The sequence below is a fragment of the Streptomyces sp. ML-6 genome (assembly GCF_030116705.1).
Lineage (GTDB): Bacteria > Actinomycetota > Actinomycetes > Streptomycetales > Streptomycetaceae > Streptomyces.
On the sequence record NZ_JAOTIK010000001.1, the window covers coordinates 4251019 to 4266185 of the forward strand.

Sequence of the window (15167 nt, forward strand, 5' to 3'; positions counted from 1 at the left end):
ATGTAAGGACCCGCGGGCCGTACCGGGCACACCCGTGCCCGGTACGGGTCAGCTCTGCGGGGCCGTCGGTTCCCCGCAGCCGCACGAGCGCCGCACCACCAGCGCGGACGGGAACTGCTTCAGCCGTTCGCGGCGCGAGCCCGACACCCGCAGCGAGTCGTCGAGCACCAGATCCACCGCCGCCCGCGCCATCGCGGGCCGGTCCGAGGAGACCGTCGTCAGCGGCGGATCGGTCAGCCCGGCTTCCTTCACGTCGTCGAAGCCCGCCACCGCGAGCTCGCCCGGCACGTCGATCCGCAGTTCGCGCGCGGCCCGCAGCACCCCGATGGCCTGGTCGTCCGTCGAGCAGAAGATGGCCGGCGGCCGGTCCGGCCCGGAGAGCAGCTTCAGCGCCACCTGGTAGGCGTCGTAGCGGTTGTACGGGGCCTGGAAGAGCCGGCCCTCCGTCGAGCGCCCCGACTCGTGCATCGCCCGGCGCCAGCCCTCGACGTGGTCGGCGACCGGGTCGCCGACCGCCGGGGTGGACTCCACGCCGCCGAAGCACGCCACGTACTCGTTGCCGTGCTCCAGCAGGTGCCGGGTGGCGAGCTGGGCGCCGCCGATGTCGTCCGTGACGACCGCGACGTCCTCGATCGCCTCCGGCCGCTCGTGCAGCAGCACGACCCGGGCGTCCCACGCCTCTATCTCGGCCGCCGCCCGCTCGCTGGGGCCCTGGCTGACCAGGATCAGCCCGGAGACCCGCATGCCGAGGAAGGCCCGCAGATAGTGGACCTCGCGCTCGTCGCGGTAGTCGGAATTGCCGACCAGCACCATTTTCCCGCGCTCGGCGGCGGCCTGTTCGACCGCGTGCGCCATTTCCGCGAAGAACGGCTGCCGGGCGTCCGGCACGATCATTCCTATGAGGTCGGTCCGTCGCGACGCCATCGCCTGGGCGACCCGGTCGGGCCGGTAACCCAGCTCCTTGATCGCGGCGAGCACCCGCTCGCGCGTGGCCGGGGCGACCGGCCTGGGTCCGTTGTTGATGACGTAGCTGACGACCGCTGTCGACGTACCCGCCAGTCTCGCCACATCGTCCCGCGTCACCTTGGCCACGCGCGGCAGTCTACGCGGATGGACCCGTCACGTGGCAGGCCGGACCGGGGCTTTCTCCGCGGCCCCGGCCGTCCGCGGCTGCTCCGAACGGGTTACGGGGCCGGTGGCGGCCCCGCCGAGGCCCGCGCCCCGGCCCCCGCCGCGGTCCGGGTTCCGGTCCGTGTTCCGGTCTCCTTGCCCGCGGTCTCCTCGGAGGCGCGGGCCTCCTCGGCCGCACGGCTCTCCTCGGCGGCGCGCTCCACCTTCTCGGGCGCGACGAACCGGTAGCCGACGTTGCGGACCGTGCCGATCAGCGATTCGTGCTCGGGGCCGAGCTTGGCGCGCAGCCGCCGCACGTGCACGTCGACCGTACGGGTGCCGCCGAAGTAGTCGTAGCCCCAGACCTCCTGGAGCAGCTGGGCGCGGGTGAAGACCCGGCCGGGGTGCTGCGCCAGATATTTGAGCAGCTCGAATTCCTTGAAGGTCAGGTCCAGGACCCGGCCCTTCAGCTTCGCGCTGTACGTCGCCTCGTCGACCGACAGGTCACCGTTGCGGATCTCCATCGGGGAGTCGTCGGCGCCGATCTGCTGCCGGCCGGTGGCCAGCCGCAGCCGGGCCTCGACCTCGGCCGGTCCCGCGGTGTCCAGCAGCACGTCGTCGATGCCCCAGTCGGCGGTGACGGCCGCGAGACCGCCCTCCGTCACGACGAGGAGCAGCGGACAGCCCGGCCCGGTGGACCGCAGCAGCTGGCACAGCGACCGCACCTGCGGCAGGTCGCGGCGCCCGTCGATCAGGACGACGTCGGCACCCGGGGTGTCCACCAGCGCGGGGCCCTCGGCCGGGGCCACCCGCACGTTGTGCAGCAGGAGGCCGAGCGCCGGAAGCACCTCCGTCGACGGCTGGAGCGCGTTCGTCAGGAGCAGCAGTGAACTCATCGGCGCCCACCTGCCCGGGTCGTCGGTCGATGATCGTGCACGTTTCGCTCGCCTTGCTCGCCCATTACGTCGATCCTCCTCGTTCCCTGCGAGAGGGGCACTCCCGGGCCGGGGCCCGGGGGAGTATGCGGCACTTCTTCGTACGTTCGGTGCTGGCTTCTCGTCCTGCCTCCCGTACGGCGTCCGTCATGACGTCCGCCATACGGTTCCTGCCGGTGCGGTCCCGGGTTCCCGGACCGCTGAGCTTGTGGAAACGTCGCCGTAACAACGCCTGGAAAGCGCAAAAGGACCCGGGGGCTGCTTTGCCCGGATCCTCTTCCCAGCAGAATAGCCCACATGAGTTCTGTGTCCGAGGGACGATTTCCGGGTTCCGCTGTTCCCTTGATCACGCGAACTCCGGCGCGGACGGTATTGCGGACCGATGACGGAGTGCGTATCGAGGCCGTGTACGAGCCGTGCGCGGCGAATACCCGGGGCGCTGCGGAAACATCCTTCGACGGTACTGGCGGCGGTACTGCCGACGGTATTGCCGGCGGCACCGCGATCGTGGTCGCGCACGGTTTCACCGGCTCGGTGGACCGGCCGGCGGTGCGGCGTGCGGCCGGGGTGTTCGCCCGGCGCGCGGCCGTGGTCACCTTCTCGTTCCGGGGGCACGGCGGGTCCGGCGGGCGGTCGACGGTGGGCGACCGGGAGGTGCTGGACCTGGCCGCCGCGGTGGAGTGGGCGCGGTCGCTCGGGCACCGGCGGGTGGTGACCGTCGGGTTCTCGATGGGCGGTTCCGTGGTGGTGCGGCACGGGGCGTTGTACCGGGAGCGGACGGGGGACGGCGGGGAAGCCGCAGGCCCCGGTGGTGGCGTCAGTGGCATCGGTGGCGTCAGTGGCATCGGTGGCGCCGGTGGCACCGGGAAGCGCGAGGGGCGCACCACGGCGCATCCGGAGGCGCACGCGGATGCGGTGGTGGCGGTGAGCGCCCCCGCCCGCTGGTACTACCGGGGGACGGCCCCGATGCGCCGCGTGCACTGGGTGGTGACCCGGCCCATGGGGCGGCTGGTCGGCCGCTACGGGCTGCGCACCAGGATCGACCGCGACGAGTGGGACCCGGTCCCGCTCCCGCCGGTCGGGGCAGCCGGGCTGATCGCCCCGAGACCGCTGCTGGTCGTGCACGGCGACCGGGACCCGTACTTTCCGCTGGACCACCCCCTGATGCTGGCCGACGCGGCGGGGGACGGCGCGGAGCTGTGGCTGGAGCGCGGCATGGGGCACGCGGAGAACGCCGCGGACGAGGACCTGCTCACCCGCATCGCCGACTGGGCGGTGGCGCCGTGACCGATGATGGACAGCCGACGCGAGACGAGAGGAACGCCGCCATGCCTGCGGGAACGATCCGCTACTGGGCCGCCGCCAGGGCCGCCGCCGGGGCCGCGGAGGAGCCGTACACAGCCGCGACCCTCGCCGAGGCGCTCGACGCGGTGCGCGAACGGCACCCCGGAGAGCTCACCCGAGTGCTGCGGAGGTGCTCGTTCCTGGTCGACGGTGACCCCGTCGGGACCCGAAGCCATGAGACCGTACGCCTTGCCGAGGGCGGCACGGTCGAGGTGCTCCCGCCGTTCGCAGGAGGGTGAACCGCAGCACATGAGCAGCAACGATCAGCAGTATCCGTACGGACAGGACCCGGGCCACGGCTACGGGCCCGGCACCGGGCAGTCCCACGGCGGGCAGTACCAGGGCGGGCAGCCGTACGGCACCCCCGGGCACGGCACCCCCGGGCCCGACGACCAGTCGTACGGCACGCACCAGTCGTACGGGGAGCACCAGTCGTACGGCGGACAGCAGTACGGGGAGCAGTCGTACGGCGGGCAGTACGGTGGCCCGTCCCACGGCGCCCCCTCCCACGGCGGCCAGGACCCGTACGGGGCCCAGGCCCCGTACCACCCGAACCAGGCACCTCAGGCGCCCCAGGCCCCGTACCACCCGAACCAGGCGTCTCAGATGCCTCAGGGGGGTCACGGTTCCGTGTGGCCGACCGGGTACGGGCAGGAGCCGGGCGGGGCCCAGGAGCCGCAGGATCCCGGTGTCGCGCAGACCTGGGAGGGGCAGACCTGGGACACCCAGTACCAGCCCACCATCCCCCGCACGCAGCCCGCACAGCCCGCACAGCCCGTTCCGGCCGCCGCGGAGACCACCGCCTATCTGCCGCCGCAGGGCGCCTCGGGCTCGTACCCGCTGCCTCCCGAGGTGCCGGCCGCACCGCCCGCCTCCCCCTCGGGGGAGACGGGTGCGCCCGCCGTCGTGCCCTCCGAGTCCCTGCTCGACGCCGCCGGCTACGGCGCCCCCACCACCCTGGGCAACAGCCGTGTCACCGCCGCCCAGCGGGCCCGCGCCGAGGGCCGCTCGCCGATCATCGCGCCGGGCATGCAGCCCGCCGCGATCACCGCGGGGCTCGGGCTGCTGCTCGCCCTGGGCGCCGCGATCGGCCAGTACGCCCTGGTCGTGCCGCTGGTGCTGCTCCAGGCCGTGACCGCGGCCGGCTGGTTCCGGCTCAACGGCATGTGGCCGGCCCGGCAGGGCATCATGCTCGCGTTCGCGGGCGGTCTGGTCGCCGACGTCGCGCTGCTCGCCGCGGGCCGGGAGAACGGCCCGGCCGCCATCCTCGGCACCCTCGGCGTCTGGGTGCTGCTCACCGTGGTGCTCCAGCTGCGCAGCCGGGCGAGCGCCGACGACCGGATGTACGGGCTGATGGCCACCGTCGCCTCGGCCGCCCTCGCGGTGCTGGCCGCCGGGCACCTCGCGGCGGTCCCGGACGCGGTGACGGCGGGGGCGATCGCCGTCGCGGCCGCCGTGGTCGTCCGCGCGCTGCCGCTGCCCGGACCGGCCTCGGTCGTGGTGGCGCTGCTCGCCGCCGGGGGCGCCGGTGCCGCGGCGGGCACCTTCACCGACCTCGGCACGAAGGGTGCGCTGCTCGGCCTCGCGGCGGGCGGGTGCGCGCTGATCGGGCTGCGGGTGGCGAGCTACGACTACCCGTCGCGCTTCGTCCACATGACCGCCGGGGTGGCGCTGCCGCTCACCGCCGCCGCCCCCGCCGTCTACCTGCTCGGCCGCGCGCTCCTGTAGCACCGGCCGGTACCGCCCCGGGAACCGAAGAGGGGTTTCCGCTCGTCGATCACCCGGGGCGCCGCGCACGTTTCGTGACGCGTGGGGCGTGAGGGGTTCGGCCGGATTGCAGGGTGGGGGAAGAGCGGGCATGCGTGCACTGCGAATACTGCTGGTCATCGTGCTGGTCCTGGGCGGGATTCTCACCGCCGTGGACCGGGCGGCGGTGTACTTCGCGGAGTCGGAGGTCGAGGGGCGGATCGAGGTCCCCGGCGCCACGATCGGCTCGACGGACGTCTCCATCGGGGGCTTCCCCTTCCTGACCCAGCTCGTCGGGAAGAACCTCGACGAGGTCGACGTGGAGATCATCGGCATCGAGACCGACGCCAACGGCCGTCGGCTCCGGATCGACCGGATGAACGCCGCGCTGCACGACGTGCAGCTGTCCGGCAACTACTCCGCCGCCACCGCCGCCCGCGCCACGGGCACCGCCGTCATCTCGTACGAGGACCTCACCAAGGCGGCCAGCGACGGCGTGGCCGTCGAGTACGGCGGCGACGGCAAGGTGAAGGTGACCGGCACGGTCGACCTCCTCGGCCGCCCGATGTCGCGCAGCGTGCTCTCCAGCGTCACCCTGATCGACGGCCGCACCCTGCGGGTGCGCGCCGACAAGGTCCCGGGCGAGGGCATTCCCGGGCTGGAGGACCTGGTGCGCAAGAAGACCGACTTCGACCGGGAGATCGGCGGTCTGCCGAGCGGTCTGAAGCTGCAGAAGATCCAGCCGACCCGGGACGGCGTGGAGATCTCGGTGACGGGCACGGACGTCCGGCTCGCCGGCTGAGAGAACCGACCGGAAGAGCTGACCGGAAGAACCGGCTGGGAGAACCGGCCGGGAGAACCGGCCGGCAGCCTGTTGGGTGGCCCCGGCGTCCTCGACGAACACGTACGAACGCAAGAACGTAACGGTACAAAAAGAACTTCGCGGCCCTCCATGCCTCCCGGGGCCACATAGTGAGACGGCCATGTCCGGCCCTCGGGTGGTCGCTGCCGGGCGGCGGTCGGGGCGGACGGCCGGGGCCGCCGCAACCCCGTCCGAGTCTCGAATCCCGGACGATCGCGTCTCAGCATTCGACACGACGGTGACACGGCCGCCCGCGCCTCCCTACGATCGGTCCCATGCAGTGCTCCATGGGCGGTCTCCCACAGCGGGGACGGGCGGATCTCACGAAGCGGCGGGCAGTGGACCTGTGCCGCGTCGCCGCCATGCTCTGTCGCACTGTCTGAGCGGGAGCCCCAGGCACCCCGCGTCTTCCCCGGCCCTTCGACGACGTCAGGGCCTTTCCCGACGCCTTTGTACGTGTGCCGCACGCCGCGCCCCCGTACATCCGCATCACGCACCGTCTCGCATCATCTCGCCGCAGACTGCCCCGGAGGAGAACAGAATGAGCCGCAGTGACGTCCTGGTAGACGCCGACTGGGTCGAGGCCCACCTCGACGACCCGCAGGTCGCCCTCGTCGAGGTCGACGAGGACACCTCGGCGTACGAGAAGAACCACATCAGGAACGCGATCCGGATCGACTGGACCAAGGACCTCCAGGACCCGGTCCGCCGTGACTTCATCGACCAGGCCGGCTTCGAGAAGCTGCTGTCCGAGAAGGGCATCGGCAACGACACCACCGTCGTCCTGTACGGCGGCAACAACAACTGGTTCGCGTCCTACGCGTTCTGGTACTTCAAGCTCTACGGTCACCGTGACGTCCGCCTGCTCGACGGCGGCCGCAAGAAGTGGGAGCTCGACTCCCGCGACCTGGTCGACGGCGACCAGATCCCGTCCCGCCCGGCCACCGAGTACAAGGCCCAGCCGCAGGACGAGTCGATCCGCGCCTACCGCGACGAGGTCGTGAAGGCGATCGGCAACCAGAACCTGGTCGACGTGCGTTCGCCCGACGAGTTCAGCGGCAAGCTGCTCGCCCCGGCGCACCTCCCGCAGGAGCAGTCCCAGCGCCCCGGCCACGTGCCGACCGCCCGCAACATCCCGTGGTCGAAGAACGCCAACGACGACGGCACCTTCAAGTCGGACGAGGAGCTCAGGGCCCTCTACGAGGCCGAGCAGGTCGACCTGTCGAAGGACACCATCGCGTACTGCCGCATCGGCGAGCGCTCCGCCCTCACCTGGTTCGTGCTGCACCAGCTGCTCGGCCAGGAGAACGTCAAGAACTACGACGGTTCGTGGACCGAGTACGGCTCCCTGGTGGGCGTGCCGATCGAGCTCGGCGCCAACAAGTAACTCCGCACGACCCGGACCCGTACGACTTCCGACCCGAAGGACGAAACACATGTGTGGAGCAAAGGCCGGCGGCCCCGACGCCTCGACCATCAAGCCCGGTGAGACCACCATCCAGGGCAGCGTGACCCGCAACGGCGAGCCCGTCACCGGTTACGTGCGCCTGCTGGACTCGACCGGCGAGTTCACCGCCGAGGTCCCGACCTCGGCGACCGGACAGTTCCGCTTCTACGCGGCCGAGGGCACCTGGACGCTGCGCGCCCTGGTCCCCGGCGGCAGCGCCGACCGCACGGTCGTGGCGCAGACCGGTGGCCTCTCCGAGGTCGCGATCGCGGTCTAGACCCGCGCCACGAACCGGCCGAGGGGCCGTACCCCAGGGGGTTGGACGCCTTCCTGTGCGGGGTGCGGCCCCTCGTGCTGCCCAGGCTCGCGCGGGTGGGGATCGGGCCTACGCTGGTGGTATGTACGCCCGACGCCGGCGTGGCTACTTCCTGATGATGGGTGTGTGCATCGTCCTCTTCGTGTCGGCCTGGTCCTTCGTCAGGCTGTGGTCGATGCCCGCCGCGATAGCGATGTGCCTCGTCGCGATGGTCATCCCGCCCGTCGCGGCCATGATCGCCAACCGGCGGGGGCCGGAGGACCGCTGGTGGGACGATCCGTCCGGCGATCCCCAGTCCGACGAGTGGTGGGACGAGCTCGACGGCAAGAAACGGCGGTAGCGGGCGCGACGCGGACCGCCGGCCCGCAGCGGCGCGACCCCTCGGCAGCCGCGCGGACCGCCGGCAGCGGCACGGCACGGACCGCCGGCAGCGGTGCGGACTGCCCGGCAGTGGCGCGGACCGTCAGTAGACGAGGGCCTGGACGTCCTCGGCCATGATCTCGCTGACGAAGACCTGGGCCCCGGCGATCCGCACGCCCTCCAGGACGTCCTTCTCGGTGATGTCGCGACGGGCCGCGCACTGCGTGCACAGGGTGATCCGGCCGCCCGCCTGGACGGACTCGATCAGATCCGGCAGCGGCGCGGCGTGCGGCAGTTCGAACTCGGCGGCGCGCCCGGGCAGCGCGAACCACGCGGATTCCCCGGTCAGCCAGAGCGAGACCTCCACACCACTGGCGACGGCGACCGCCGCCACCGTGAACGCCTGCGAGCAACGCTCGGCGGAGTCGGCCCCTGCGGTCACCTTGATCACGAGCTTCTTCGGCATATGCCGAACTGTAATCGTCGGGCGGGCAACCTCAGGCCCCCGACGATGGTCAGGTGTGTGCGCGGATAACGGAATCGGCGCCTCTGGTCTCGTGGGGGGACCCCAATTGGAGCAGAAAAACACTATTTCTGAGAGACCGGTGCCCGAAGCCGCACCGGTCGCCGGACCCGAAACCGTACCGACCGCAGGGCAACCCGCCGAGCCCGAAACCGCACCGCCCGCCGGGCACCCCGCCGAGTCGGCCGCCGGGCCCGAAGCCGCACCGGCCACTGCACCGGCCGCCGGGCCCGAAGCCTTACCGGCTCCCGAGCCCGATGCCGCACCGGCCGTCGTCGTACCGGGCGCCGAGCCCGATGCCGCACCGGCCACTGCACCGGCCGCCGGGCCCGTCGCCAAGCGTCCGCGCGGGCGTACGGCGCTGCTCGTCGCCGCCGCCGCGGTACTCGGCATCGCGGGCGGCACCGCCGTGGGCTACGACGTGCAGGCCGGGCGCGCCCCGACCCCGCTGCCCGCCCTGTCGCAGCCCGACCTGGCGTACCCGGCGAAGGCACTGCCTCCGGGCAAGGCCCCCGACCCGCTGCCCGCGTCCCAGGACCGCCGGGCCAGGACGGACGGCGACCTGCGCAAGCTGATCGCGGACAGGCCCGCGGGCTGGAGCAATGGCGGGGAATCGACGCTGCCCATCCATGACGGCTGGCTGAGCCCGGACGTCTACGCCCGCTCCTACGAGAAGGAGGGCTCCATGTACGAGTACTTCCTGGAGAACGACGTACGCCGGATCGCGGGCGCCACCTGGAAGCGTGGGCAGTACCGCACCGCCGAGACGTATCTCGTGCAGTTTCGGCCGTCGGCCGTCCAGGGAGCCCAGGACTTCGTCGAGGGCCAGCTCGATTACATGCCCCGACCCGACGTGGGCGCGGGCAACGACGGCGACGCGATCAAGGGCAGCGGCAACGGCCGCTACTACCTCTACGGGGTCGAACGGGAGCCGGGCTACATGCCGGTCTACCACGCCAGGGCCACCGCGTACCGCGGTGACATCGCGGTCGACATCCACCTCTACGACACCGCGCCGATCAAGAAGAAGGACATCCGGACGCTGGCCGAGAGACAGCTGGAGCGCTTGTGAACGACGTGACCGCGCAGGTGAGCGCACCCGACGAGAACACTGACGCTCCCGCGCCCGGCACCTCCGGCCGGGCGCGCCGGGTGATCCTCGTGGCGCTTCCCGTCGTGCTGGTGCTCGCCGCGGTCGGGGGCGCCGCCGCGTACACCAAGAACGCGGTGGACGGCGCCGACCGCAGCGCAGCGACCAGCCTCTGGAAGGAGCCCGCGCACGAGCCGGGCAAGGACCCGGCCGGTGACGTGGCCCGGGGCCGGGCCTCCACCGAGCTCAGCAAGCTGCTGCTGCCGGTCCCGAGCGGTTACCGGCTCGGCCCCGACGAGGGGGAGCTGGGCAACGACGGCGAGCGGAGCGGCAAGAGCGCGACCGCCGCCATGAAGCAGAGCGCCCAGGGCCTCGCGGGCAAGGAGCGTCGCGCCTACGAGAAGCGGATCGACAAACTCCGCATCGAGGGCATCTCCGTCCGCACGTACACCGATGACGACAACACCCTGATGATCAGCACCGAGATCACGCGGATGAAGGACAAGAAGGCCGTCCGGAACCTCTACGCCTTCAGCACGGACCTCTGGCAGTCCATCGGCATCTTCCGCCAGGAGCCGAAGGTCGAGGGGCACACGAAGAACGCCAGGTGCTACGTCCTGCGCAAGGGCAGCAAGGACGACGACATCGCGTCGATGAACTGCTTCGCGTACGACGGTGAGCTGAGCATCAGCGTCTCGGCGGCCGGCACCAAGCCGTTCGACCGGTCGGCCGTCGCCGAACTCCTGAAGGACCAGCTCAACCACATCGCGTCTCCGGGGGAGTACATATGACCGAGCGGACGACGGAAACGCCCGCCGGGACCGAGCCCGCCGCAGCCGACGCGCCCACGGCGCCCGACGGGGCCACCGCCGCTCCCGTACCCCCGGGGCCGAAGCCGCCGCGGCGGGTCCTGCGGGCCGTCGCCCGATGGACCGTCGCGGCCCTGGTCCTCGGGGGGCTCGGTGCCGGTACGGCCTTCGGCATCACTTCGATGGAACGCACCGACGTGCCCGGCCTGGCCACCAGGAGCGACGGCCGCTGGGACTACCCCCGGCTCAGCCTGCCCGCGCTCCCGGCCGGCGCGCCCCGCCCGTACAGCGAGGGCAACGTCGCCGAGATCCACCACGCCGACCTGCGGCGCCTGCTGCTGCCCGCCCCGGCCGGGGCGACCGTGGACAAGAAGCTCGACGGCGGCTGGGTGAAGACGGAGCAGTACCTCTCCGAGTACGCGAAGGACAAGCGCCCCGGCCTCACGGAGATCCTCGAGGATCTGGCCCCGCGGCACGTCGCCGCGCGCGGCTGGACCATGCCGGACGGCACATCGACCCGGATCTATCTCGTCCGGTTCAACTCGACGGCCTTCGCCCAGGGCCTCATGGACTCGATCACCGCGAGCGGATCCGAGGTGCCGCTCGCCGGGGCGCCCGAGACGGTGCTCGACGAGGACTGGAGCGGCGGCGGCAAGGTGCCGGGCACCTCGTCCTACGTGTACGACGAGGCGAAGCCGTACGGCGAGGCACAGGTCCGCCAGGGCCACGTGGTCGCCGGCGACACGCTCGCCCTCGTCGTCCAGTCCCGCAAGGGCCGGGAGGGCACCCCGAGCGTCCCGTTCCACCAGGCGCTGATCCTGCAGAACCAGCTGCTGGGCTGACCGTCCCCGGCGGTCCCGGGCAAGCCCCGGCCCGGCGGACCGGGGCCCAACCCATTAGGCTGGGCCCCGGCCGTACTGCTGCCCCACCGCTCGTTGCAAGGAGTTCCCGTGCTTGAGGCATTCTTCTCCGCCCTGCTGGTCCTGGTCTGCGTCGGCGTGCTCGCCTTCGTCGGCCTGAGCGTGAAGAAGCTGTACCAGGGCCAGCGCTGACCCACCCGCCGTCCGCACCCGGGCAGGCGCCCCTCGCGGGTGGCGTGACGCCCCGTACCCGGCGCGTCACGTCCGCATGTCACTCCACCTCACAGATCGTCTGAGCCGTTCATGATCGAGATTCCGTCCGACCTCCACCCGGACCTCGTCCCGCTGGCCTTCCTCCTCGGCAACTGGGCGGGCGCGGGTGTTTCCGACTTCCCCGGCGCCGAGCAGTGCAACTTCGGCCAGGAGGTCTCCTTCAGCCACGACGGCCGTGACTTCCTGGAGTACGTGTCGCGCACCTGGGTGCTCGACTCCGAGGGCAAGAAGGTCCGGCCGCTGGAGTCCGAGTCCGGCTACTGGCGCATCGACAAGGACCGCAAGGTCGAGGTCGTCATGTCCCGCGACCAGGGCGTCATCGAGATCTGGTACGGCGAGCTGGCCCACCAGAAGCCGCAGATCGACCTGGTCACCGACGCGGTGGCCCGGACCGCGGCCTCCGGCCCGTACAGCGGTGGCAAGCGGCTCTACGGCTACGTGAACAGCGACCTGATGTGGGTCGGCGAGAAGGCCACCCCCGAGGTGGAGCTGCGCCCGTACATGTCGGCGCACCTGAAGAAGGTCGTCACCCCCGAGGAGGTCGAGGAGATGGCGAAGAAGCTCGGCGACCTGCCGGACGACGGCATCGCCTTCTTCAAGTAGCCGCCGGGCCTTCTCCAAGTGGCCATCGCTGCGCGGACAGGGTCCGCGCAGCACTGCGGACGGGGCGTCGCCCGGTCCTACACTGGGCGTGTGGTGAGCACCGACTGGAAGACCGATCTCCGGCAGCGCGGCTATCGGCTGACGCCGCAGCGGCAGCTTGTCCTGGAAGCCGTCGACACGCTGGAGCACGCGACGCCCGACGACATCCTCTCCGAGGTGCGCAGGACCGCGTCCGGGGTGAACATCTCCACCGTCTACCGCACGCTCGAACTCCTGGAGGAGCTGGGGCTGGTCAGCCACGCCCACCTGGGGCACGGGGCGCCCACGTACCACCTGGCCGACCGCCACCACCACATCCACCTGGTCTGCCGCGACTGCGAGGGCGTCATCGAGGCCGACGTCTCCGTCGCCTCCGAGTTCACCGCCAAGCTCCGGGCCGACTTCGGGTTCGAGACGGACATGAAGCACTTCGCGATCTTCGGCCGCTGCGCCGCCTGCGCGGCGGGGGCGGCCTCCGCGGAATAGGGGGGCCGGGCCCACGACCTCCGGTCGGCCCACTCCGACCTCCGGCCTACTCCTTTTGACCGGCCCTCCGGCCACCGGTCGGCCGCGGACCGCGTCGTACGCTGGTCGCATGAAGAGCCCCCTGCTGTCCCTGCCCGGCGCCGTCCCCGCCGAAGGCCGCGACGAAGGCGTCGCCGCGCACTACGGCGACCTGTTCCGCGAGCAGCGCACCCTCGCCGACGGCTCCGGTCTCGTCGACCTCTCGCACCGCCCCGTCGTCACCGTCACCGGCAGCGACCGGCTGGCCTGGCTGCACCTGCTGATCACCCAGCACGTCAGCGAACTCGCTCCGGGGCAGGCCACCGAGGCCCTGATCCTCACCGGCAACGGGCACATCGAGCACGCCCTCTACCTGGTCGACGACGGCGAGACCGTGTGGATGCACGCCGAGCCGGGGACCCAGGGCGACCTCGTCGCCTACCTGGAGTCCATGAAGTTCTTCTACCGGGTCGAAGTCGCCGACCGCACCGAGGACTTCGCCGTGGTGCACCTGCCGGCCGGTTCCATCGCCGAGGTCCCGGACGGGGTGACGGTACGGGAGACGGCGTACGGCCGGGACCTGTTCCTGCCCCGCGCCGACCTGGCGGAGTACGCGGCGGCGCACGGCCCGGTGGCGGGCATCCTGGCGTACGAGGCACTGCGCGTCGAGGCGCACCGGCCGCGCCTCGGCTTCGAGACCGACCACCGCACCATCCCGCACGAGCTGGGCCTGATCGGCACCGCCGTCCACCTCCAGAAGGGCTGCTACCGGGGTCAGGAGACCGTGGCCCGGGTGCAGAACCTGGGCAAGCCGCCGCGCCGGCTGGTCTTCCTGCACCTCGACGGCAGCGAGGTCGTGCTGCCCGGCCACGGCACCCCGGTGCGGCTCGCCGCGGACGGTGCCGAGGGGCGCCAGCTGGGCTTCATCACCACGTCCGCCCGCCACCACGAGCTGGGGCCGATCGCGCTGGCCCTGGTCAAGCGGAACGTCGCGGTGGACGCGGAGCTGCTCGCGGGGGACACCGCCGCCGCCCAGGAGACGGTCGTCGAGCCGTAGGACGCGATACGGGCCGGGCCGGGCGACCGTCAGACCCTCGGCAAGGACGGTGAACGGGCCGGGCTGTCAGACCTCGACGAGGACGGTGAACGGGCCCTGGTTGGTGAGCGAGACCCGCATGCTCGCCCCGAACCGGCCCGTCTCCACCCGCGCCCCCAGTGCCCGCAGTTGCGCCACGACCTCGTCGACCAGCGGCTCGGCGACCTCGCCGGGCGCCGCGGCGTTCCAGGTGGGCCTGCGGCCCTTCCGGGCGTCCCCGTAGAGAGTGAACTGCGAAATCACCAGAAGTGGTGCATTCACATCCGAGCAGGACTTCTCGCCCTCCAGGATGCGCAGCGACCAGAGCTTGCGGGCGAGCTGCGCGGCTTTCTCCGCGGTGTCCCCGTGCGTGATTCCCACCAGCACACACAGTCCCTCGCCGACGATTTCGCCGACCACCCGGGGTCCGTCCGCGCCGTCCGTCCCGTCGGCCACCGTGACGCTCGCGCCGTCCACCCGCTGAATCACTGCACGCATATGGACCAACCTATCTCGGCCAACCCGGCTTGGGCTGAACGGGTACAGAGCATCCCCAAGCGCCCCATTGGAGTGGCACCATGCTCGGAAGGCGGTGTGCCGACGCACCGGTCGAGGGGATGGACACAAGCATGAGCACCTATGGAACCGGGCAGTCCCCCGGCGCCGTGCCGGTCGCGCGGAGCGGCGCGAGCACCAGTACCGCTACCGGCACCGGCACCAGTACCAGCACCCTGCGTCCGCCCGTGCAGCGAACCGGCCACGGCTTGGAGGGCTGCGGCCCGTGCGCCGGGCCGCAGCCCGAGCTGGGCGCCCTGCGGCTGCCGGAGCTGCGCACGCTGCGCCGCGAGTCGCAGCGCGACGAGGCCGACCTCAGTTATGTGCGCCGGCTGGTCCAGGGGCGGATCGACATCCTGCGGGCTGAGCTGGCCCGGCGGCTGGACCCGGAGACCCCGGTGGTGGACCGCCTCTCGGAGATCCTCGCCGACACCCCGTCCCGGCACCGTTCCTCCGCCCGGCACGTCACGCTCACCACACCCCGCAGCGACGAGTACCGCCGGCTGGCGGCCGAGACGTTCGCCGAGGTCGAGCTCTCCGACCTCGACGCCCGTACGGACGAAGAGCTGCACACTGCTATGGGCCGCCTGGTCCGCTGCGAGGAGCAGGTGTCCCGGCGCCGTCACCAGCTGCAACGCACCGCTGACGATTGCGGCGCCGAGATCGCCCGCAGGTACCGTGACGGTGAAGCACAAGTAGACGACCTGCTTGCCTGA

19 protein-coding genes are annotated in these 15167 nt (G+C 71.9%); 15 read left to right on the top strand and 4 right to left on the bottom strand.

Annotation, left to right across the window (positions count from 1 at the left end; genetic code table 11):
• Positions 1-48 precede the first annotated feature (48 nt).
• Complete coding sequence (locus OCT49_RS18820; protein ID WP_283853021.1) at positions 49-1092, bottom strand: LacI family DNA-binding transcriptional regulator; 1044 nt, start codon at positions 1090-1092, stop codon at positions 49-51.
• A 92-nt stretch (positions 1093-1184) separates the two neighbouring features.
• A complete protein-coding gene (locus tag OCT49_RS18825; protein WP_283853022.1) occupies positions 1185-2006 on the bottom strand; it encodes a winged helix-turn-helix transcriptional regulator in 822 nt (273 codons plus the stop codon).
• 336 nt (positions 2007-2342) lie between these two features.
• Between OCT49_RS18825 and OCT49_RS18830 the strand changes: the two genes are divergently transcribed.
• From OCT49_RS18830 to OCT49_RS18860, 8 genes are all read left to right on the top strand, one after another.
• Complete coding sequence (locus tag OCT49_RS18830) at positions 2343-3332, top strand: alpha/beta hydrolase family protein (RefSeq protein WP_283853023.1); 990 nt, start codon at positions 2343-2345, stop codon at positions 3330-3332.
• Positions 3333-3373: 41 nt separating this feature from the next.
• A complete protein-coding gene (locus tag OCT49_RS18835) occupies positions 3374-3628 on the top strand; it encodes a MoaD/ThiS family protein (RefSeq protein ID WP_283853024.1) in 255 nt (84 codons plus the stop codon).
• Positions 3629-3638: 10 nt separating this feature from the next.
• Positions 3639-5117 (top strand): hypothetical protein, encoded by a 1479-nt coding sequence (locus OCT49_RS18840; RefSeq protein WP_283853025.1) that lies wholly within the window; start codon positions 3639-3641, stop codon positions 5115-5117.
• A 130-nt stretch (positions 5118-5247) separates the two neighbouring features.
• Positions 5248-5937, top strand: a complete 690-nt coding sequence (locus OCT49_RS18845) for an LmeA family phospholipid-binding protein (protein ID WP_283853026.1) — start codon at positions 5248-5250, stop codon at positions 5935-5937.
• Between the two features lie 347 nt (positions 5938-6284).
• Positions 6285-6380: a putative leader peptide gene (locus tag OCT49_RS40120; RefSeq protein ID WP_353785486.1), complete on the top strand. Its 96-nt coding sequence runs from the start codon at positions 6285-6287 to the stop codon at positions 6378-6380.
• A 158-nt stretch (positions 6381-6538) separates the two neighbouring features.
• Positions 6539-7384 (top strand): sulfurtransferase, encoded by an 846-nt coding sequence (locus tag OCT49_RS18850; protein ID WP_283853027.1) that lies wholly within the window; start codon positions 6539-6541, stop codon positions 7382-7384.
• Between the two features lie 49 nt (positions 7385-7433).
• The gene (locus OCT49_RS18855; RefSeq protein WP_148837139.1) at positions 7434-7721 is read left to right on the top strand and encodes a DUF1416 domain-containing protein; all 288 of its coding nucleotides are present in this window, start codon (positions 7434-7436) and stop codon (positions 7719-7721) included.
• Between the two features lie 121 nt (positions 7722-7842).
• Entirely contained in the window at positions 7843-8100 is a 258-nt protein-coding gene (locus OCT49_RS18860) for a DUF3099 domain-containing protein (protein ID WP_283853028.1), read from the top strand.
• Between the two features lie 123 nt (positions 8101-8223).
• On the opposite strand, the gene OCT49_RS18865 is transcribed toward OCT49_RS18860, so the two are convergent.
• A complete protein-coding gene (locus OCT49_RS18865) occupies positions 8224-8586 on the bottom strand; it encodes a DsrE family protein (protein ID WP_148837141.1) in 363 nt (120 codons plus the stop codon).
• Positions 8587-8725: 139 nt separating this feature from the next.
• On the opposite strand from OCT49_RS18865, the gene OCT49_RS18870 reads away from it, so the two are divergent.
• The 6 genes from OCT49_RS18870 (at position 8726) to ygfZ (ending at position 13878) form a co-directional block, all read left to right on the top strand.
• A complete protein-coding gene (locus OCT49_RS18870) occupies positions 8726-9715 on the top strand; it encodes a hypothetical protein (RefSeq protein ID WP_349632792.1) in 990 nt (329 codons plus the stop codon).
• Positions 9712-10524 (top strand): hypothetical protein, encoded by an 813-nt coding sequence (locus OCT49_RS18875; protein WP_283853029.1) that lies wholly within the window; start codon positions 9712-9714, stop codon positions 10522-10524. The genes OCT49_RS18870 and OCT49_RS18875 overlap by 4 nt, the downstream gene beginning before the upstream one ends.
• Positions 10521-11384: a hypothetical protein gene (locus OCT49_RS18880; RefSeq protein ID WP_283853030.1), complete on the top strand. Its 864-nt coding sequence runs from the start codon at positions 10521-10523 to the stop codon at positions 11382-11384. Before OCT49_RS18875 ends, OCT49_RS18880 begins: the two co-directional genes overlap by 4 nt.
• A gap of 321 nt (positions 11385-11705) precedes the next feature.
• A complete protein-coding gene (locus OCT49_RS18885; protein WP_283853031.1) occupies positions 11706-12278 on the top strand; it encodes a heme-binding beta-barrel domain-containing protein in 573 nt (190 codons plus the stop codon).
• A gap of 90 nt (positions 12279-12368) precedes the next feature.
• On the top strand, positions 12369-12803 hold the full coding sequence (locus tag OCT49_RS18890; RefSeq protein WP_283853032.1) for a Fur family transcriptional regulator: 435 nt from the start codon (positions 12369-12371) through the stop codon (positions 12801-12803).
• 109 nt (positions 12804-12912) lie between these two features.
• Positions 12913-13878, top strand: a complete 966-nt coding sequence (ygfZ, locus tag OCT49_RS18895; RefSeq protein WP_283853033.1) for a CAF17-like 4Fe-4S cluster assembly/insertion protein YgfZ — start codon at positions 12913-12915, stop codon at positions 13876-13878.
• Positions 13879-13944: 66 nt separating this feature from the next.
• On the opposite strand, the gene dtd is transcribed toward ygfZ, so the two are convergent.
• Positions 13945-14394: a D-aminoacyl-tRNA deacylase gene (gene dtd / locus OCT49_RS18900; protein ID WP_283853034.1), complete on the bottom strand. Its 450-nt coding sequence runs from the start codon at positions 14392-14394 to the stop codon at positions 13945-13947.
• A 131-nt stretch (positions 14395-14525) separates the two neighbouring features.
• Between dtd and OCT49_RS18905 the strand changes: the two genes are divergently transcribed.
• Positions 14526-15167 carry an RsiG family protein gene (locus tag OCT49_RS18905; protein ID WP_283853035.1) on the top strand — a complete coding sequence of 214 codons (642 nt, stop codon included), beginning with the start codon at positions 14526-14528 and terminating at the stop codon, positions 15165-15167.

Coding starts and splice junctions, on each gene's coding strand:
- OCT49_RS18850 (WP_283853027.1), top strand. CDS start 6,539: ATGAGCCGCAGTGACGTCCTGGTAGACGCCGACTGGGTCGAGGCCCAC.
- OCT49_RS40120 (WP_353785486.1), top strand. CDS start 6,285: ATGGGCGGTCTCCCACAGCGGGGACGGGCGGATCTCACGAAGCGGCGG.
- OCT49_RS18860 (WP_283853028.1), top strand. CDS start 7,843: ATGTACGCCCGACGCCGGCGTGGCTACTTCCTGATGATGGGTGTGTGC.
- OCT49_RS18855 (WP_148837139.1), top strand. CDS start 7,434: ATGTGTGGAGCAAAGGCCGGCGGCCCCGACGCCTCGACCATCAAGCCC.
- OCT49_RS18865 (WP_148837141.1), bottom strand. CDS start 8,586: ATGCCGAAGAAGCTCGTGATCAAGGTGACCGCAGGGGCCGACTCCGCC.
- OCT49_RS18880 (WP_283853030.1), top strand. CDS start 10,521: ATGACCGAGCGGACGACGGAAACGCCCGCCGGGACCGAGCCCGCCGCA.
- OCT49_RS18905 (WP_283853035.1), top strand. CDS start 14,526: ATGAGCACCTATGGAACCGGGCAGTCCCCCGGCGCCGTGCCGGTCGCG.
- OCT49_RS18885 (WP_283853031.1), top strand. CDS start 11,706: ATGATCGAGATTCCGTCCGACCTCCACCCGGACCTCGTCCCGCTGGCC.
- dtd (WP_283853034.1), bottom strand. CDS start 14,394: ATGCGTGCAGTGATTCAGCGGGTGGACGGCGCGAGCGTCACGGTGGCC.
- OCT49_RS18825 (WP_283853022.1), bottom strand. CDS start 2,006: ATGAGTTCACTGCTGCTCCTGACGAACGCGCTCCAGCCGTCGACGGAG.
- OCT49_RS18840 (WP_283853025.1), top strand. CDS start 3,639: ATGAGCAGCAACGATCAGCAGTATCCGTACGGACAGGACCCGGGCCAC.
- OCT49_RS18830 (WP_283853023.1), top strand. CDS start 2,343: ATGAGTTCTGTGTCCGAGGGACGATTTCCGGGTTCCGCTGTTCCCTTG.
- OCT49_RS18845 (WP_283853026.1), top strand. CDS start 5,248: ATGCGTGCACTGCGAATACTGCTGGTCATCGTGCTGGTCCTGGGCGGG.
- OCT49_RS18835 (WP_283853024.1), top strand. CDS start 3,374: ATGCCTGCGGGAACGATCCGCTACTGGGCCGCCGCCAGGGCCGCCGCC.
- ygfZ (WP_283853033.1), top strand. CDS start 12,913: ATGAAGAGCCCCCTGCTGTCCCTGCCCGGCGCCGTCCCCGCCGAAGGC.